This is a genomic window from Brevibacillus nitrificans, from assembly GCF_003710965.1.
GTDB lineage: Bacteria > Bacillota > Bacilli > Brevibacillales > Brevibacillaceae > Brevibacillus > Brevibacillus centrosporus.
On record NZ_RHHU01000007.1, the window covers coordinates 112,992 to 131,932 of the forward strand.

Annotated in this window: 17 protein-coding genes; 2 read left to right on the top strand and 15 right to left on the bottom strand. The window is 52.3% G+C overall.

What is annotated here, in order from left to right; genetic code table 11:
• Nucleotides 1-214: 214 nt before the first annotated feature.
• The 14 genes from EDM59_RS13055 to EDM59_RS13120 all read right to left on the bottom strand — a co-directional run bounded on the left by EDM59_RS13055 (nt 215) and on the right by EDM59_RS13120 (nt 13,191).
• Complete coding sequence (locus EDM59_RS13055) at nt 215-1,675, bottom strand: amidohydrolase family protein (protein ID WP_122923990.1); 1,461 nt, start codon at nt 1,673-1,675, stop codon at nt 215-217.
• A gap of 68 nt (nt 1,676-1,743) precedes the next feature.
• The gene (locus EDM59_RS13060; RefSeq protein ID WP_122923991.1) at nt 1,744-2,568 is read right to left on the bottom strand and encodes an alpha/beta fold hydrolase; all 825 of its coding nucleotides are present in this window, start codon (nt 2,566-2,568) and stop codon (nt 1,744-1,746) included.
• A gap of 43 nt (nt 2,569-2,611) precedes the next feature.
• Nucleotides 2,612-3,439 (bottom strand): alpha/beta hydrolase family protein, encoded by an 828-nt coding sequence (locus tag EDM59_RS13065; RefSeq protein ID WP_246011026.1) that lies wholly within the window; start codon nt 3,437-3,439, stop codon nt 2,612-2,614.
• Nucleotides 3,440-3,500: 61 nt separating this feature from the next.
• Complete coding sequence (locus EDM59_RS13070; RefSeq protein ID WP_122923992.1) at nt 3,501-4,292, bottom strand: 2-keto-4-pentenoate hydratase; 792 nt, start codon at nt 4,290-4,292, stop codon at nt 3,501-3,503.
• Complete coding sequence (dmpG, locus tag EDM59_RS13075) at nt 4,289-5,323, bottom strand: 4-hydroxy-2-oxovalerate aldolase (RefSeq protein WP_122923993.1); 1,035 nt, start codon at nt 5,321-5,323, stop codon at nt 4,289-4,291. The genes EDM59_RS13070 and dmpG overlap by 4 nt, the downstream gene beginning before the upstream one ends.
• 18 nt (nt 5,324-5,341) lie before the next feature.
• Nucleotides 5,342-6,244 carry an acetaldehyde dehydrogenase (acetylating) gene (locus tag EDM59_RS13080; RefSeq protein WP_122923994.1) on the bottom strand — a complete coding sequence of 301 codons (903 nt, stop codon included), beginning with the start codon at nt 6,242-6,244 and terminating at the stop codon, nt 5,342-5,344.
• A gap of 15 nt (nt 6,245-6,259) precedes the next feature.
• On the bottom strand, nt 6,260-7,039 hold the full coding sequence (locus tag EDM59_RS13085) for a 2-keto-4-pentenoate hydratase (protein ID WP_122923995.1): 780 nt from the start codon (nt 7,037-7,039) through the stop codon (nt 6,260-6,262).
• 43 nt (nt 7,040-7,082) lie between these two features.
• Nucleotides 7,083-8,552 (bottom strand): aldehyde dehydrogenase, encoded by a 1,470-nt coding sequence (locus EDM59_RS13090; protein WP_122923996.1) that lies wholly within the window; start codon nt 8,550-8,552, stop codon nt 7,083-7,085.
• A 10-nt stretch (nt 8,553-8,562) separates the two neighbouring features.
• Nucleotides 8,563-9,024 carry a RidA family protein gene (locus EDM59_RS13095; protein WP_122923997.1) on the bottom strand — a complete coding sequence of 154 codons (462 nt, stop codon included), beginning with the start codon at nt 9,022-9,024 and terminating at the stop codon, nt 8,563-8,565.
• A gap of 14 nt (nt 9,025-9,038) precedes the next feature.
• A complete protein-coding gene (locus EDM59_RS13100) occupies nt 9,039-10,028 on the bottom strand; it encodes an amidohydrolase family protein (RefSeq protein ID WP_122924058.1) in 990 nt (329 codons plus the stop codon).
• A complete protein-coding gene (locus EDM59_RS13105; RefSeq protein ID WP_122923998.1) occupies nt 10,019-10,555 on the bottom strand; it encodes a 3-hydroxyanthranilate 3,4-dioxygenase in 537 nt (178 codons plus the stop codon). The genes EDM59_RS13100 and EDM59_RS13105 overlap by 10 nt, the downstream gene beginning before the upstream one ends.
• Nucleotides 10,556-10,835: 280 nt before the next feature.
• Nucleotides 10,836-11,186 carry a Na-translocating system protein MpsC family protein gene (locus tag EDM59_RS13110; RefSeq protein WP_183192906.1) on the bottom strand — a complete coding sequence of 117 codons (351 nt, stop codon included), beginning with the start codon at nt 11,184-11,186 and terminating at the stop codon, nt 10,836-10,838.
• A gap of 146 nt (nt 11,187-11,332) precedes the next feature.
• Entirely contained in the window at nt 11,333-12,337 is a 1,005-nt protein-coding gene (gene cuyA, locus EDM59_RS13115) for a D-cysteate sulfo-lyase (RefSeq protein ID WP_122924000.1), read from the bottom strand.
• Nucleotides 12,338-12,420: 83 nt separating this feature from the next.
• Entirely contained in the window at nt 12,421-13,191 is a 771-nt protein-coding gene (locus EDM59_RS13120) for a DUF169 domain-containing protein (RefSeq protein ID WP_122924001.1), read from the bottom strand.
• A 321-nt stretch (nt 13,192-13,512) separates the two neighbouring features.
• Between EDM59_RS13120 and EDM59_RS13125 the strand changes: the two genes are divergently transcribed.
• Together EDM59_RS13125 and EDM59_RS13130 are read left to right on the top strand one after the other, a co-directional pair.
• Nucleotides 13,513-15,657 carry a sigma-54-dependent Fis family transcriptional regulator gene (locus tag EDM59_RS13125; RefSeq protein WP_246011035.1) on the top strand — a complete coding sequence of 715 codons (2,145 nt, stop codon included), beginning with the start codon at nt 13,513-13,515 and terminating at the stop codon, nt 15,655-15,657.
• Between the two features lie 199 nt (nt 15,658-15,856).
• Nucleotides 15,857-17,443 (top strand): sensor domain-containing diguanylate cyclase, encoded by a 1,587-nt coding sequence (locus EDM59_RS13130; RefSeq protein WP_183192907.1) that lies wholly within the window; start codon nt 15,857-15,859, stop codon nt 17,441-17,443.
• Between the two features lie 146 nt (nt 17,444-17,589).
• On the opposite strand, the gene EDM59_RS13135 is transcribed toward EDM59_RS13130, so the two are convergent.
• Complete coding sequence (locus EDM59_RS13135) at nt 17,590-18,927, bottom strand: amidohydrolase family protein (RefSeq protein WP_122924004.1); 1,338 nt, start codon at nt 18,925-18,927, stop codon at nt 17,590-17,592.
• Nucleotides 18,928-18,941: the final 14 nt, after the last annotated feature.

Here is an 18,941-nt window from a genome sequence, read left to right on the forward strand (position 1 = left end):
TTTTCTCCTTTTGAGAAATGCTTTTAATCATACCTTCATGCAACAAGCTGTTAATCGACTCTGCCCTGAACCGGTTCAAAAATACCGTCCATGTACCTCGTGAACATCGTCGTTGCAAGCCAGAGTGGATGTTCACCCGAAAACGGATGAGAATCGGGTGAACATCCAGCTCCTCAATATGAATTCCGGTGCCAATGCTCCTAGATGATGGCGACTATTTTCCTGCCGGTATCCCTTGGGCATAAGCGCCAGCGAAGTTTCCACCCGCCATACGCTCGCCCATAGCGAACCATTGCGCTACCTCTTCCGGAGTTTTTCGTTTGAGTCTGGCTGCCGCCTGCTGGATGCGCTCCAATGCCTGATTGGCACGGGTGCGCACGGTGACCAGATCGTAGCCAACCAGCTGCCCGTGACGCTTACGGATGACTCCATCGAGGATCACCGTATCCACGTCAGCGGCCGTTGTCTGCAGAACGACGGAGCCTGCTGGATAGCTGGATGGTACAAATGCCCGACTTTGCGAAACGATGATCAGATCCGCCTTCTTGCCAGGGGTAAGCGAGCCGATCTCGGAAGCCAGTCCCAGTGCTTCCGCTCCCCCTTGGGTCGCCCATTTGAGTGCATCACGCACACTCAAATCGATCTTGCTTGGCATGTGACCACGCTGATGGACGCAATGATTGTCCATGCAGCGCTGGAACTGCAGACCAAGGCGCATTTGCGAGAAGAGGTCGCCGGAGCCTACGCAGACGATGTCCGTGCTAAACGATGGCAGGATTCCGTGCTCGAGCGCTGCACGGAATGGCGGGTACCCCATCCCCATCTGCATCTCGGTCTCAGGCGAGATGGAAACCTTCGCACCTGTTGCAGCCAGAAGCTCCCATTCCGGATGAGTCAATCCGTTGCAATGAATATGCAGATGGCCAGGGCGCAGCAGGCTATGGTCATTCAGCTCACGCAGCCCTTTCAGCAGAATCGAAGTGGATGCCGCTCCAGTATGGGAGGCGACCAGCAGGCCCAAATCACCGGAAAGCAAGATCTCAGATGCCGTCTCGGAAAAGGGGAGCGTACCAAAATCACTCAGCAGCATGCCCATTCGCAAGCGTGAGTCTTCGCTTGAAAAAGCTTCCTTGCGAAGTCTTTCAGCATCTTTTAAGCGCTGAGCATGGGCAGTAAAAGCGGGCGGCTGGAAATCATAGGCTTGCATACCGTAGGCATAAACGCCGCGAATACCGGATGCGCGCAGAGATTCTACTGCAGCCGTGGCATGATCCGGACTGTTGACACAATCGCAGCAGTCCATGATCGTAGTGACTCCAGAGTCGATCGCTTCCAGTGCGCCAACCATAGTGGCCGCACCCATATCCTCGGCTCTGACCAAAGCTCCCAGACCATAGAAGGTGTTTACCAGAAACTCCGGCAAGGACTCATCCGCAGAGATCGAGCGCAGCAGCGACATCCAGGTATGGCGATGGCTGTCAACCATCCCAGGCAGGATGATCCCGCCCTGTGCATCGATGACTTGCGCGTCAAGGCCGGCAAATTCCTCCGCATTTCTCGTTACGGCCACAATGCGATTGTCTTCTATCAGGACCGCACCGCCCTGAATATCTCCCAGGCTGTCATCCAAGGTGATGATGTAGCCGTTGGTAACAACAGTCCGATTCATACTCATACTTGCCCTCCTCCTCATCGTGGAAAAGCAGAAATTAAGAAGCGCATTGCTACAGGACCAAGCTGGGATTACGAATTATCAGAAACGAAATCGCTGATGACTTTCGCAGTTTGTTCCGGAGACTCCAACGTAGGGAAATGCGTCTTGCCGTTGATCACGCGGTAGCCGAACCACGGATTTTGCTTCATGAAATTTTCCTGGATCTCTTCGTAGCCAGCTACAGGTGCTTGGGAGTATACGTGGATGATCGGGCGCTTTTCCTTCAATGCAGCCATGCGCTTAAGTGGCGAGCCCCACATCTTGTAAGCGTTTTCAATCACACGGCAGGAGCGCGCCCACATATCGAAGCCAAAGCTGGCCATCTCCTTCTCGATATGGTCGATCACCGTGCGGTTGTCGCTCGCGCCGATCCAAAAATCAAAGAGATGCTGGCGTCCTGCCTTCCAGCTTTCCGGTTTTTGACTTTCCTGCAGATCTTTGATGAAGTCCTCTCCCGCCTCGTTCATGATCCAGTCGATCACGATGGTGCGCGGTACTCTTCCTGTCCCAAGACGATCGGTAATTTCTATATTTGCCCATCCGCCATGCGAGGTCGAGACAGGAACCACTTGTTCAATGCCCAGTGCGTCCAGAACCGCAATCACATCGTCTGCCTGCTCTTTTACACCAAAGTCAGCTACCAGAAGATCCGGGTGAGTATGACCGCGCCAGTTCATTCGAATGACCTTGTGCTGCTTCGCCAAAGGCTCCACGATATCTTTGAATAGTCTGTAATCCTGGCACCACCCGCTCACTAACAGGATTGCAGGCCCAGCAGCATCACCGTGGATATCATAGGTAATTTCGTGGCCGTTTACTGTGATGGATTGTAATTGACTTGTTTGGTTGCTCATGTCATGCATCTCCTTCTCATTGGCTTTTGATCATTCGAAACGATTAATGCAGCAGCCTGATGACTGCCTCCTTAATAATAGACCACTCGTCCGACTCAGGATCAATCAGTTTAAAATGTTCTGCCGTCGAAATGGATTTAAATACAACAGAATCCCCGGCTGCCATCGCCGCTTTCACGAAGTGCTCGCTGACCCCGACAGGTACATTGACATCCAGTGAGCCATGAATCAGCACGAGCGGAACACCGATCGGCAAAAGCGCTATTGGCGAGCCTTCCGCATAACGGCTTTGCAGATCCACTGGCATCCCTCCGATAAAATCCTCTGTTGGATTGTCATGGACGCCCGTTATCGATTCCTTCCATTTATGAATGTCGTGCATGAGTTCAAGGTCGGAGACACCCGCCAAACTGATCGCTCCTTTTAGACGCAAAGGATGATTGGAATTTTTCAACATACTGTTTTGCGGAAGCTTGTGTCGCGCGGCAAGCCACAAAGCGAGATGTCCCCCTGCCGAATGACCGATCGTGATCACCTGATCCAGATCAATCGGATAGGCGTTGGCAAGCGTTCGCAGGAAATCGACTGCATGGGAGCTGTCCTGAAATGTACCCGGCCACCCTCCACCTGTCTGCCCCACTCGGCGGTATTCAATGTTCCATGTAGCAATACCTAAAGCAGTCAAAGCTTCCGCTAGCTTGTTCATATGTTCAAGCTCAAATTTTGCTCTCCAGAAGCCTCCGTGAATGACAATGGCAACAGGAAAAGGGCCATTGCCCTCTGGCAGTCTCAAATCGCCAAACTGGTTTTCATCCCCCCCGTACGATATACGGTGCACACGCTTCGACATTTTTTCTGCGAATGAATTCATAAACTTCACCTCCTTCATCTCCATCTCGAATTAATTATCTATGGGAACGTGAACAGGGGGATTACTCGCGGCATGACAGCGAAACGCTGCCCAACCCGTCTACAGCCACCGAAATGTGGTCGCCCGCTTCAAAAGCAATCGCTTCCGTCAATGCACCGCTCAGGACAATTTGTCCTTTTCTCAGGCCCTTTCCTTGTTCGCCCAGCTTGTTTACCGCCCATGCCACGGATGTCGCAGGATGCCCCAGGACCGCAGCGCCTGCCCCTACAGTCGCCACTTCCCCATTCTTGGACATCACCACGCCCAGATTCGCCAGATCCAGACCAACAGGAGAAACCCATTTGCTCCCCACCACAAAACGGGCGGAGGAACAATTGTCGGCTATCACATCCGCCAGCGTGAATTTGAAATCGAGGTAGCGGCTGTCAATCACTTCGATCGCAGCAGCCACATATCGAGTGACCGCGAGCACGTCTTCTGCCGTGATGCCCGTCCCCTGCAAATCCTCTCCGATAAAGAAAGCCATTTCCGGCTCTGCCTTTGGATGTATGAGCTGTCCTGTGGAGAGCGGCTGCCATTCCGGTACCAGCATGTCATCAGTCAAATATCCGTAGATGGCTTCATGGACGCCCATCATCTCCTGCTTCGCTTTGCTGGTCAGCCCCAGCTTCAAGCCCATTCGTCTGGCGCCTTCCTGTTCTTTTCGCTCCAGAAGCTTTTCTTGGATGACATACGCTTCAGCAAATGTCAAATCGGGGTACTTTTCGGTCACCTTCACGACTTCTCTACGTTCCTTTTCCGCGGACAAAAGATAGTCCACGATTTCCATCCCTGCATCCTGTGCCAACGTCATCCTTTCACCTCCCGTTTTTGCGCCTTGGCAAATTCAGCCGCTACGTCGAGGATCAAATCTTCCTGACCGCCGACCGCTTTTCTTTTGCCTAGCTCCATGAGAATATCTCGAGGATCGATGCCGAATCGTTTTCCCGCCCGTTCCGCATGCAAAAGGAAGCTGGAATACACACCGGCATATCCGAGAACCAGACTGCCCTTATTGATTTCCTGCGGGTTTGGAATCAGCGGAGCCACGATGTCTTCCGCTATATCCATCATTTTGTATAGGTCGATCCCTACCTGGAGACCCATGCGCTCTAGCACGGCAAGCAGGACTTCCGTCTGGGTATTTCCCGCTCCCGCCCCAAGGCAGCGGACGCTCCCATCAATTCGTGTAGCCCCTTCTTCGATCGCCGCAACCGTATTGGCGACAGCGACTGACAAATTGTTGTGCCCGTGGAAGCCGACCTCAATGTCAAGTGCCTGACGAAGGGCACGAATTCGCTCACGCACCTGATCAGGCAGCAGTGCCCCTGCTGAATCGGTTACATACACCGCCTGCGCGCCGTAGCTTTCCATCAGCTTAGCCTGCTCCACCAGCTTCTCCACTGGAGCCATATGCGCCATCATCAAAAACCCAAGTGTTTCCATGCCCATTTCGCGTGCCGCATGGATGTGCTGCGCGGAAACATCGGCTTCCGTCACATGCGTAGCGACACGAACCAATCCTGCCCCTAGTTCCCGTGCCTGCTTCAGCTGATGGACGGTCCCGATTCCAGGGAGGAGGAGAACGGCAACCGTTGCCTGTCTGCATTCCTCCACCGCAGCTTCGATCAATTTCAGTTCATCTACCAGCGATCTTCCGTACTGCAGGGTTGAACCGCCCAATCCGTCTCCATGACTGACCTCAATATAGTGCATTCCGGCGTCATCGAGTGCGCGGGCGACGGGGCGAACCTGCTCCTCTGTATATTGATGGGCGACGACGTGGCTCCCATCCCGCAGGCATACTTCTGTGATTTTTATAGGCTTGTCGCTTTTCCGGTTCATTCGCACGATCCCTCCTCTCTAGGATTCTTCCACCGACGCTGCTTCGGCTTTTTGCCGGTTGAGCCGGTGCCGGGCAAAATCCTCTGCCACCCGAGTCGCCGCTGCTGTCATAATGTCCAGATTACCGGCGTAGTTGGGGAAGTAATCCCCTGCGCCTTCGACCTCGAGAAAAACCGTTACCCGCTTCCCGTCAAACAGCGGCTCTTGCTTCAAACGGTATCCCGGCACGTATTGCTGCACGGTTTTGACCATGTCGGCAATGGACGCACGAATCGCCTCTTCATCCACGTTTTTGACTTCGCAGTAAATCGTATCGCGCATGAGGATCGGGGGTTCAGCAGGGTTGAGTATGATGATTGCCTTCCCTTCATCGGCCCCGCCTACCTCTTCTATCCCCCGACGTGTCGTAATCGTAAACTCATCGATATTGGCGCGTGTTCCAGGTCCTGCGCTCCTGCTTGAAATCGTCGCTACGATTTCCGCATAGGAAACGTCCGCTACCCGATTTACGGCATGCACGATCGGGATGGTCGCCTGCCCGCCGCACGTGATCATATTGACATTTGTCGCATGCAGATGGGAGCCTAGGTTCACTGCCGGACTCACGAATGGCCCTCTCGCAGCAGGTGTCAGATCAATGGCCAGCTTCCCCAGCTCGCTTAATACCTTCGCATGTCGCACATGTGTTTTTGCGGATGTGGCATCAAAGACGATATCAGCCAGCTCAGGGTGGTCGATCACGGCCTGAATACCATTCGCGAACACTTGATAGCCTCTCTCCTGTGCCCGTTTCAATCCTTCCGACTCCGGATCGATGCCGATCATCGCGGTAAGATCGATGACCTCGCTTCTCTCCAGCTTATACATCAGGTCGGTACCGATATTGCCGGAACCAATTATCGCTGCTGTTACTTTGCTCACTGGTGCTCCCTCCCTCTACTCAAACGACACGCGAACCGAACCAAGTGGACCAAAATGGGCGGTAATCGTATCTCCTTGTTTCACCGTCCACGCTTTGGAAAGGGCACCGGGAAGGATCAATTCGCCAGCTTTCAGTTGAATGCCAAACGCATGCAGTTTATTGGCCAACCAGGCAATTGCCTGAGCCGGATGTCCCAGTGCTGCGGCTCCCGCTCCGGTCGCGGCAAGCTCTCCGTTTTGGTAGAGGACCATCCCCAGGCTTCGCAAGTCCAGGTTTTCTATGGAACTCATTTTGCTTCCGACAACGACTTTCGCGGACGAACCGTTGTCAGCGACGGTGTCGATTAAACGAATCTTCCAATCCGCAATGCGGCTGTCGATGATTTCGATCGTCGGCAGCACGTACTTGGTAGCCATCAGCACATCCACATAGGTAACGTTCGGCCCGACCAAATCTTCGCCGAGAATAAAACCTATTTCCGCTTCTACTTTGGGACTTACGAGCCCACTCATTTTGACCGTTTCCCCATCTGCGACCTGCATATCATCCAGCAGATGCCCGTAATCCGGTTCGTCTACGCCTAGCATTTCCTGCATAGCAATACTCGTTAGTCCCACCTTTTTGCCAATCACCCTGCGCCCTCTGGCTATCTTTTTCTGCACGGCATTCAGCTGTATTTGGTAGGCAGCCGTCACGTCGATATCCGGAAAGCGTTCCGTAATCGGAGAAATAGGCTGATTGCTTCTCTCGGCTTCCAGCAATTCGTCTGCCAGTTTTTCTACTAAGTCTCTCATTCGCTAGCTCCTTCCACGTTGCTCTCTCCACTTCTCTCTTTTTCTACAGCTTCATCGTGACGGTTTTCGCTTCCGTATAGAATTCAAAGCTATGACGCCCGCCTTCACGTCCAATTCCACTCGCTTTGGATCCGCCGAATGGGGTACGCAAATCTCGAACATACCAGCAGTTGATCCACAGCAGGCCAGAGTCTACCCGATCGGCGACTCGGTGGGCACGTCGTAAGTCATTTGTCCAGACCACTCCGGCGAGTCCATATATCGAATCGTTTGCGATCCGAATGGCATCCTCTTCTGTTTTAAACGGAATGATGACGATGACAGGACCGAAGATCTCCTCTTGCGCCACTCTCATTTTGTTGTCCACATCGTACAAAATGGTTGGCTCATAGAAATTGCCTTCCCCAAGTCCAGCCACTCGTTTGCCACCGTGCGCGAGCTTTGCCCCTTCAGACAGGCCGATTTGCACGTAGCCGTCTACCGTTTCGAGATGGCTTTTCGACACCAGCGCCCCCATATCCGTAGCGGGATCCAGCGGGTTCCCTACTTGGATGTTCTCTACGGCCTTCACGAATTTGCCGAGGAACTGATCGTAGATGCTCTCCTGCACCAGCAACCGTGAGCCTGCCAGACAGATTTCGCCCTGGTTTTTGAAAATCGCTTCGACGGAGCCTGCTACCGCTTCATCCAGATCAGCATCCTCAAAAACGATATTGGCGGACTTTCCTCCCAACTCCAACGAAACCGGAATCAGCTGGGAAGCTGCATTTTTCATAACGGTCTTGCCTGTGGTCGTCTCTCCGACAAACGAAATCCGGCGTACAGCTGGATGCGTCGTCATCGCCGTGCCGACTGTCCCCCCCGGTCCCGTAATGATGTTCAAGACTCCAGGTGGCAGCCCTGCTTCATTGGCGATTTCCCCCAGCATTACGGCAGATAGCGGTGTATAGGAGGCCGGCTTCACTACGACGGTATTGCCTGCTGCCAAAGCAGCCGAGGCTTTCCAGGTCATTTGCATGAACGGCAGATTCCACGGAATAATCAGACTGGTCACGCCTGCCGGAGCATATTTGGCGTAGGACATGAATTTGTTCATCTCATAGTTTTCATGAACCACGTATTTTGCCATTTCCGCGAAAAAGCGCAGGTTCCAGGCAGCTCGCGGAATATCAAAGCCGCGGCTCTCTTTGATCGGCTTGCCTACATCGAGAGTCTCCAGTGTGGCCAATTCGTCTACACGATCCATGACGAGATCGGACATTTTGCAGAGAATCTTTGCTCTCTCATCCACAGGCATTTTGCTCCATATGCCGCTTTCAAAGGTGCTCTGCGCCACGTCAATCGCCTTGTTTGCGTCTTGCTCGTTCGCATTGGCGACAGAGGCCAGCTTGACATTTGTTGAAGGATCGATGGTATCAAACGTCTCACCCGAGATCGCGTCCACATATTCACCGTTGATGAACAGCTTCGCATCCTTTACTTTTTTGTGATGATCAAAAATGATCGGACTCATCGTATTCCTCCTACTCCTCAATCTCCAAAATCATTTCCACCTCAACCGCATTGTTGAGCGGAAGCTGTGCCATTCCGACCGCAGACCGTCCATGTCTGCCTCTGTCACCGAATACCTGAACCAAGAGATCAGACGCACCGTTCATGACCTTGGGCTGATCCGTGAACGCGAGGGTGCTGTTGACGAACCCGAGAATCTTCACGATGCGCTTGACCCGGCTCAGCTCCCCTATCTCTTGCTTGACGACAGCCAGAAGATTCAGCATGCATTGCTTTGCCGCCAGATACCCCACATCGATCGAAACATCTTCGCCTAGTCTTCCTCTGTACTCGTCCGTCCCTTGACCTGCCGTAAAAATCAGGTTCCCTACACGCACGCAGCCGACGTAATTTCCGACAGCTTGCCGGGGAGCAGGCAGAATCAAGCCGAGCTCCTGCAATTTTTGTTCGGGTGTAAGCTCTGCGTTGTTCACTGTTTCATCACCTTTTACTTCATATTTAAAAAGCGTAGAGCGTTTTCTCCGAGCATCGCTCGCTTCTGTTCTTCCGTAACCGTCAAGGTCTGATCGATGGTATCTCCTGGGGGTACTTCCCGCAGCAGAAACGGATAATCCGACCCCATCAAAACTTTGTCGTGACCAAAGCGATCCACCAAGTATTGGATGTTGGTCGGGTCATTCACCAGAGCATCAAAATAAAGGCTCTTGGCGTAATAGCTCGGGGGCTGCTCGATTAACCGCAAGTGCGGCCAAACCTTCCAGCCTTTGTCCAGTCGGGGGAGAATAAAGGGGAACGATCCACCCCCGTGAGATAAACAAATTTTCAGCTTAGGAAATTTATCCAGAACACCACCCAAAATCAGGCTGGCCCCCGCCAATGCCGTTTCACTCGGCATCCCTACTGTGTACATGAGATTGTGCCGTGTAATTCGGTCTCTCCCCAGTGTCTCCCACGGGTGAACAAACAGCGGCACTCCCCACTTCTCGCTCATTTCGAAAAATTCAATCAGTGAAGGATCATCCAAATTTTTTCCGTTCACATTCGTACCGATTTCAATCCCTCGAAGGCCAAGCTCATGCATGCAGCGATCCATTTCACGGATAGCTGTTTCCGTGTCCTGCAAAGGCACCGTTCCAAGCCCGGCAAAGCGATTGGGATACTGCTTCACCGTTTCGGCAATGAAATCATTTTGGATACGGGCCAATACTTCCGCTTCCTTAGGTGGAGCCCAGTACGAAAACGTGACGGGAATGGGAGAAAGCACTTGCATATCGACATTTTCCCGCTCCATGTCATGGATCCGCTTTTGAGGGTCCCAAACCTGATCCGTCACTTCGCGGAACACCTTGCCTGCCACCATAATATTAGCGCCGCATGTGCATGTTCGCTGCAGAGTCGGCCAGCGATCTCCCTGAAATTTTTCTGCCAGATTCGGCAGATCTTCCGGGATGATATGCGTGTGGAAATCTACTCGCATTTCCACTCACTCGCTTCCGGCGGCATTTGGTGTCCGCAATTTTGGCAAGTCCGCAGGTCCTCTCTTCCATTGAATCCGTTGATCGCTTCCTTTACCTGAATTTCAATATTGGTCAGTTGAACAGTTACCCGGTGCATCTCATGGTCGCATTGATCGCAGAACCAGACGAAATCCTCCAGCTCTCCTTCTGCGCGATTTCGCTCGATGACGATGCCGATTGTATCCGGCACCCTGTGCGGGGAGTGCGGAACGTTCGGAGGAAGCAGGAACATTTCTCCTTCTCTCACCGTAATGACCTGTCGCTTGCCTGCTGCGTTGATGATTTCTACATAGCAATCTCCTTTGAGCTGATAGAAGATTTCCTCCGATGGGTCTACGTGAAAATCACGGCGCTTGTTTGGACCGCCAATCACCTGCACCATTAGCTCGGCGTCCTTCCAGATCACTTTGTTGTTGACCGGCGGTTTCAGCAAATCTTTATTTTCCTCGATAAATTGGGACAAACGGATGGGCGACAAAGTACTCATCTATCAATCTCTCCTCGCTTCATGGAATTTTCTATGCTCTTCCTGTACGTAAGCTCGAACTAGTGCTGCTCCCCATCACCTGCCTTTTTGTTCAAAGCAAAAAGGACAGACCTTGACCATTAAAACTAAACGAATAGTTTTAATGAGCCACGGTCTGTCCTTGATTTGTCCAAGAACCACCCAATGGTTTTCAATATCTAACAAAGATTCATCATCTTTGCTTTGATTGTTTTGGTTGTGAATTCACTATAAAACAAATTTTCTGATAATGCAACCCCTTTTATTTTTCGTATACGACAACACCGACGGCTGAATCCTTGTCCAAATCCCAACCGATGTAATGGTCGATTACCTTGGCATTTAATATCTTCTCAAAAGCGGCTACGCGCTCTTCTTTAATATTTTCGACATACAGGCGTCTCGCCTCGAAAATCGTGCTTTTTCCTTGCGGGGACTGCAAGATGTATTTCTCCATTGGCGACAGGATGCCCTCGATGAAATACAGCATCAAATTGTCTACCATTTTCACTTTGACATCTCGGGGTCCTCTTCCATTTGTCTTTTTTATAAACGCACTCACGAACGTCATAATTTCCTGCTCCAAAGACCCCTGCTCCACTGTTTTTTTCATCATGCGTCCCCCTTATCTGATCAGGTTTTCCTACTCTATTATACTGGATAGGGGTATAGAAAGCATATCAAGTTTTGGCTGTGTACAGGGCGGCCCACTTCCCAAAGAAAAAAGCCCTGGTCGACACCAAGGCTCTTCCTCTCCCTTTAGGACCGCTCCGGTATAAACAGCTGCGGCACCGTATACAGTGCCGGCGATCCGCCCGTATGCAGGAACAGCACGTGGTTCTCGTTGGCAAAACGTCCCTCTCGGATCATGCCGATCAGCCCTGCCATCGCTTTTCCGGAATAAACCGGGTCGAGCAAGATACCCTCTGTTTGGGCAACCAGCTTCACGGCTTCGATCATTTCCTCGGTTGGAATCGCGTAGCCAGGACCCACGAAGCGGTCATCGCAGCGAACAGACTCGGGACGAATCTCCCCTCGCAGACCGATCATTTCTGCGGTGCTGGCGAAAAGGTCCAGCACCTTCGCTTCTTGCGCCGCACGATCGCGGCTGACGTTTACCCCGATCACCTTTATGTCGGACTGGCGAGCGAGGAAGCCTGCCAAAAGACCTGCCTGCGTTCCGGCACTCCCTGACGCCGTCACCACATAATCGTACACGGTGCCGGACTCCCAGGACTGCTGCTCGATTTCCTCCGCGCAAGCCATATAGCCGAGTGACCCCACTTCATTGGAGCCGCCCACCGGAATCAAATACGCTTTTCTTCCTTGGTCTGCGAGCTCCTGTGCCAGCTTTTCCATCACAGGCTGTGTGTCACCACCCGCAGGAATCACTTCGATCTTTTCCACTCCCAGCAAATGAAACAGCAGATGGTTTCCGTTCGCCTGCGGATTGTAGCCGTCGACCGGCTCTGTCAGTACCAGCTGGCATTTGAGTCCTTCCCTTACTGCGGCAGCCAGTGTCAGGCGACAATGGTTGGATTGAACGGCTCCGCATGTAATGAGTGTATCGGCTCCCTGCCTGAGGGCGTCTGCCACCAGGTATTCCAGCTTGCGCGTCTTGTTTCCCCCCACGGTCAGTCCCAGCTGATCGTCGCGTTTGATAGATATCGTGGGTCCCCCCAGCACCTGTGAAAGCCGCTCCAGCTTCTCGATTGGAGTGGGTCCTGCGGTGTAGCGCCTGCGCTCATAGCGAATTTTATTCATGCACTTCTCCTCATTTCCTGCGAATAGTCTCTCTAAAGAATACTACTCGCCGCAGAGGATTCCTCTATGACAACGCGTTGTCTTTATCCGTAGCTATGCTGCATCCCTGCGCGAACATCCATCTGAACCCCGTATTGGGGAATCGGATAGCGCAGTCCATTCTTGGAAAGCTGTTCGAGTCCATCTAGTGCTTTTAGCAAAAATTCGGGCGGCAAAGCCATGAGCAGCTCGTCATCCAGAACTCCTCCGTAGCGCCTTTCGGCAAAACAGGGGATCGAGAGGCTCGGCTCCCTTGTAAGCAATGCACGTCCCCAGGAATCGGCGCAGGACGATTCACCAACGACACTCCACTCCAGCTTTTTGTAGCCGGACCACTGCAAGCCATTGATGAACAGAATCATCTGACCCGGTGTTCCGTACAGCAGACAAATATCGGGTGTAAAACGCTGCGCGATCAAGGGGGAAACTGCCATGGCTTCGTATTGTCCAAAAGGCACGACCGTCATAGCTTGCTGATGGGCAGCTGCCTCTTGTTCGTTTTCAAACCAGACACCGGCCATATTCTTCCCCGACAGCCATTCCTCTGTGCGAGGATGCAGCCCGAGAACGACTCCACACTGGGGAGAGACGAGATCGTCTGCCGTGATCCCGACCGTCCAGCCTAAACGGGCAGCCTGCGCCACGATCTGATCCGCTGTATGTATGGCCTGCGGACGACGAATCCGGTGGATGGCTTCCATTTCCTCGCGAGTGGCAAACAGCTTCATTCCGATCGGGGTCGTTTTTAAGCGCAAATACTGCTGCAAGCGATCGACGATTTGCTTCCAGTCATACACGGATTGTTTTTGCTCCAAGCCTATTTCTCCCCCTCATTGGCGGTTGTCCAGCATCGTCTGCTGTTCATCCGCCTGTTGTCATAGCAGCTCGCATCGACATGCCGCCTACTGTCATTCTATTCATCGCATGAATGGATGAGGACAAAGGCACGTCACCTCCCTTTCCCTTCTTAACGCTTCCATTTATGCAAGTGAAGGGCCACTTTCAACTGCTTGGCATACACGAAAAAAGCGAATGCGCCTACAAAAATATTCCTCTTTCGCATACAATTGATGTAATATTCAGACACTTGTACAAAAAAACACACATCTTGTGGAGGAGGGGGAACGCTCGTGAACATGTCCAGCTGCATGACCAAAGAGTTTGTCGCTCTGCAGGCAGATTGTACTTTGGGATATGTCCTGACCCAGTTTCTTGCGCATCGCCAAGACGTAGGATGCGTCCTGTATGAGGATGGCACACTGGAAGGGATCATCACGAAATATCAGCTCTACCGCATGATTCTCAAGAATTGTCCGCTCGACACTCCCATCACACCTTATCTGTACCGCGATGTGACGACCGTTCCCTTTCACTACCCTGTCACGGAAGCGAGGAAGATCCTGCTCTCCGCAAAGGTCGCCCATGCCGTGATCGTGGATGACGTTGGGAAAGTCCTCGGTGTTTCCACCAAAAGCGACTTGATCCAAAGCTTCCTGCAGCGAGAGCGTCGTTTGATCAACCAGATGACCGCCCTGATCGAAAATCTGGAGGACGGTGTCATCGGAATCGATCACATGCATCATATCCACACGTTCAACTCTGCTGCAGCGGCAATGTTTCAAATCAACTCCGACACAGTGATGGAGGAACACATCCAGACTCTTTTGCCGATGATCAGTGACGGCATGATTCACGCCCTGGAAAACGAAGCCCCTCGTGAGCCGCAAAAGGTCCAGCTCCCTTCCGCTGTCGTTATGGCTTCCTACACCCCCATTTCTTTTCGCGAAAAAGTGATTGGCGCAATTGCCGTGCTGCGTGATCTCACTGCGTATGAGAAAGTGGCCCGCGAGCTGGAAACGACCAAGCGTCTCGAGGGGATGCTCGAAAGTGCTTTGGAGATGGCCTATGACGGCATCGCGATCATCGATGAGCAGGGCTGCTTTCAAATGGTCAACGATGCGCTGCTGGAGCTTTACGGCATTTCGCGGGAGGAGCTGCTCGGTACACCAGCCTCGCAAAGATTGCCAGAGCTGAACCTGGAGGACACGCTGCGCACGGGCAAAGAGCTCGTCGGTGATATCCAGGTCATCCGCGGCATCAAATGCGTCATCACCCGCATGCCGATCATCGTCCAAAACAAGCAGGTGGGGGCGATTGCCAAAGTCATTTTCCGCCAGCTTCCCCATATGAAAGACCTGTTCAGCCGCATGGAAAACCTGGAGCACGAGCTCACCTACTATCGCGGCGAATACATGCGCTCCCACGTGCAAGGCACGGCTTTCGACCATGTGATCACGCGCAATTCCGCGATGGAAGCCATCAAAAACCAGGCCTATCTATCTGCCCAGGGCTCCTCGACCGTCCTGATCACAGGCGAGAGCGGAACGGGCAAGGAGCTGTTTGCTCAAGCCATCCACGAAATCTCAGGGAGACCTGGCCGCTTCGTCAAAGTAAATTGCGCTGCCATTCCCGAGGAGCTTTTGGAATCGGAGTTTTTCGGTTATGCCGACGGTGCGTTTACCGGGGCTCGAAAAGGGGGAAAGCCCGGCAAATTCGAACTGGCTGACGGGGGCACGCTGTTTCTCGACGAGATTGGCGATATGCCGCTGGCGTTGCAAGCCAAGCTCTTGCGCGTTTTGCAGGAGAAATCCTTTGACCGGATCGGCGACACCGTCAGCAGGACCGTAGATGTGCGCATCGTCGCTGCCACCAACAAGCATCTCGAGGATCTGATTGCCGAACGAAAATTCCGTGAAGACCTTTACTACCGCATTCACGTCATTCATCTCGCCATCCCGCCGCTTCGTGAGCGAAAAGAAGACTTGCCCCTGCTCTGCAGTCATCTGGTACAAAAGCTGAACAAAATTTTAGGGAAGCAGGTACAAGGCGTCACTCCTTCTACCTTGGAGCGTTTGCAGCAGCATCATTGGCCAGGAAACGTTCGTGAGTTGGAAAATGTCTTGGAAAGGGCCATGAACCTGAACGCGGGAGACTGGATCGTCCCGGAGGCGCTGCCTGCCTTTCTCGCCAATGCCGAATCACATTCCTTGCCAGTCCCTCCCCCTCTCCCAGCAAAGCTGCCAGCCCTGACGCACAGCAAGCGGGATGTCATAGCGGCTGCCGAGAGAGACTTGATCGTCGCTGCTCTTTCCGAATGCGGTGGAAATCGCAGTCTCGCTGCTGAAAGACTCGCTATCAGCCGCTCGACCCTCTATCAAAAAATCAAGAAATACCAGATTGAGGAGCGAAGCTTTTTCGAGAGCAAATCCCAGCATCCGTAAAGGGGCTGGGATTTTTTCATTCTCATCTCATGCCCCTTGTTTGAAATGCCGATACCTTTTAAATGGCACTCTACTCCACCTTATTCCTGTCCATTCCGGCACGGTCAGCTTTTTCCTTTGAAAAAACGATTCATCTGCAAGTAAACGGGGTAAAGATTATTTCATGGCTTTATATGGTGCAATTGAAAAGGTGTTGGGCATGACGAAGAGAAAAACCTATACTCTCCGATTTATTCTTGAATTGCTAGTCTTGTTTTCCGTTCTCCTCACTGTCTTGATTGGTGTCATTTCCTCTATTCGCGTCAATACAGCCTCCCTTACCGCCAACTTTTTGGAAAACAACTTCCACTACGCCAGAAAGCTAGCGAGCAACACCACAGAAGTATTGCAGGGCATGCAAAACGCAATGGACGCTTTGGCTTTACGCAGCTCAAGACAACCCATTCCCCCAGCCGATCTGCAGGACTGGTTTGCGGCAAATAAAAATTTATTTCACTCCATTTTGATAGCGGATGCCCAAGGAACCATACGCCAGATCGTCCCCATGGTGGAAGGAGCTGAACCAGGTACGAAGCTCACTTCTCCTGCAGCCAAACAGGCGATCTTACTGAAAAAACACTTGATCTCCAAGCCTTATGTCGGCGTCACGGGCAGACTGATTCTCTTGGTGTCAGCCCCCCTCTTCGATCATCAGGGACAATACAAAGGCTTTGTCGGCGGAACCATCTACCTAGAAGATTCCAATGTATTGAATCGAATGCTGAAAGAGCATTTTTACGGCGACGGCTCATACGTGTACGTCGTGGATGAGGATGGCCGCTTGATCTTCCATCCAGTGCAAGCGCGACTAGGAGAGTCCGTCGCGATGAACCCGGCGATTCAAAAAGCACTGGCGAGAGAAAATGGCTCTGCTGAAGTCGTCAACAGCAAAGGGGATTCTTTCTTTGCTGGTTATGCCTATGAACCCATTACCGGATGGGGGATCGTATCGCAAACGCCGACCTCCCGCGTAAATGAATCCAATCTGCAGCTTCTCAAAAGCTTGCTAGCAACGGCGCTGCCCTTCCTTTTAATCAATATCGGAATCGTCTGGCTGCTCGCCAAAAATATCAGCAACTCGCTATCCAGGCTGGCTCATTTTTCCGGGGGAACGGTAAAAACGGGAAGGAAGAGTACCGAGATCCCGATGACTACCTCCAAGATTTACGAAGTGCAAAAGCTGTACCAGAGCACACGAATGGCCATGCGACTAGTAAACAAGCGGCTAATCAAGCTGCAGACCGAGGTCAGAATCGATGGACTGACCAGGCTGTACAATCGAAAGATGTTTGATTACACCCTCCAGGATCGCATCAAGAACAAGATTCCCTTTTCATTGGTCCTGCTGGATATCGATCATTTCAAGAAAATAAACGATACCTATGGACATGTCATGGGTGATGAAGTGCTCAAGCTCGTCTCCAAAACGATGCTGGAGCAAACTCGGGAGGATGACCTCTGTTTTCGCTACGGAGGCGAGGAATTTGCCATCTTGATCTTCGACGCCAATCAAAAATTGGCTTCTCACATCGCGGAGCGTCTCCGCTGCGCTGTTGCTGCGTTGGAAAATCCGACGACATCTACGATTACCATCTCGCTGGGTATCGCGAGCTTTCCGCTGGATGGGAGCAAGCCGATCCAGATTGTCACAGCTGCAGATCAAGCGCTCTACCTTTCGAAGCAGCAGGGAAGAAACCAGACGACCTTGTTTACGTCTGCGCGGCATGATGTCGAAGCCTTACCTTGACGACCTTCCTCAAAAAAAGAGACTCGGGCACATTCACCCAGTCTCTCTCCCTTCCTTTTATGACCACTCGATCCCCTCTATTGCTGGAACATCCCGTGTATCGGTATCGTCTCAGCCCTTGTTGATCGACCGGGGCGATGGTGGCGTTAAATGCCTGCCTTTTGCGCGATCGATTCCATTCTTGCTGCGCTTTCATACAGGATTCGTTCTTCGTCTAGGGTCAGCATTTCCCGGTTTTTCATGACCAGTTTTCCATCGATAATGACATCCTCCACATCTTTACTCGTAACGGATTCCACGATGGTATTCACGAGATTTCGCGTAGGCCAAATATGCGGCTGCTCGATGTTGACCAGGATGACATCGGCTTTCTTCCCGACCTCGATCGTGCCAATCTCTTTCTCGATTTGGAGCGCCTGTGCTCCGCCGACCGTGATCATTTTTAGCAATTCGTTTGCCGGCATAACGAGTGGATCAAAAACGGGAAGTCCCCAGTAGGCGTGAATGCCGGAACGAAATACCCGGATTTCATCCCATAGGCTTAGATTTGAGCCGGAAGAGCCATCTGAGCCGATCCCGATTGACATGCCCATTTGCACCATCCGCGGAGTTTTGGGGAATCCGTGCGAATTGAAGTTGGCGCGTGGACAATGGACGATCTTCACTTCTCGGTCACGCAAAATCTCCAGCTCCTGCTCGGAGTACACGACGTTGTGTGCCGTCAGCAAATTGGGCCCGAGCGCACCCAGGGAATCCAGATACTCGACTGGTCGTAGCTTGTACTTTTCCAGACAATAGCGGACCTCATCCCTGTGCTCCGCCAGATGCGCATGCAGACCCGTATTGTACTCTCTTGCTTTCTGTGCCGCAGCCTGGATCAGCTCAGGGGAGCATGACATGACCTGGCGAATCCCGAACCAGACCTGAATTCTTCCATCGCCGCTGCCATGGTATTGCTTAAACAACCACTCATTGTTATCCAGAATCTTTTCCATCGGCTGCTTCATCGTATCCGGGAGAAAATCCCCGATATCGATGGATGAGCGTGTAATCGCTGCCCGCATGCCCGATTCGATCGTCGCCTCAAGCACCTTGTGCATGTGCACCCCGCCTGCATCAGCGAATGCTGTCGTGCCCGACTTGATCATTTCCAAGCAACTGAGCTGCGCGCTTACATACGAATCCTGCTCGTCCATATTGCCTTCAAAGGGGACCAGGATCCGAGACCAGATCATCGGGAGCTCATCCATCGTTCTTCCTTTCAACAATTGCTGACAGGTATGTGTGTGAGCGTCGACCAGACCTGGCATGCAGAGCTTCCCTTTTCCGTCCAAAACACTTGCAGCCTCGTATGTTTCTTTCAGCTCGGTATAGCTGCCGATCGCGACTATTTTGGAATCGGCGATCGCGATCGATTGGCTCCCCACGACTTCAAATTCAGGAGTGAGCAAGCTGCAATCTTTGATAATCATATCGCATTTCATAGAAACCCTTCCCT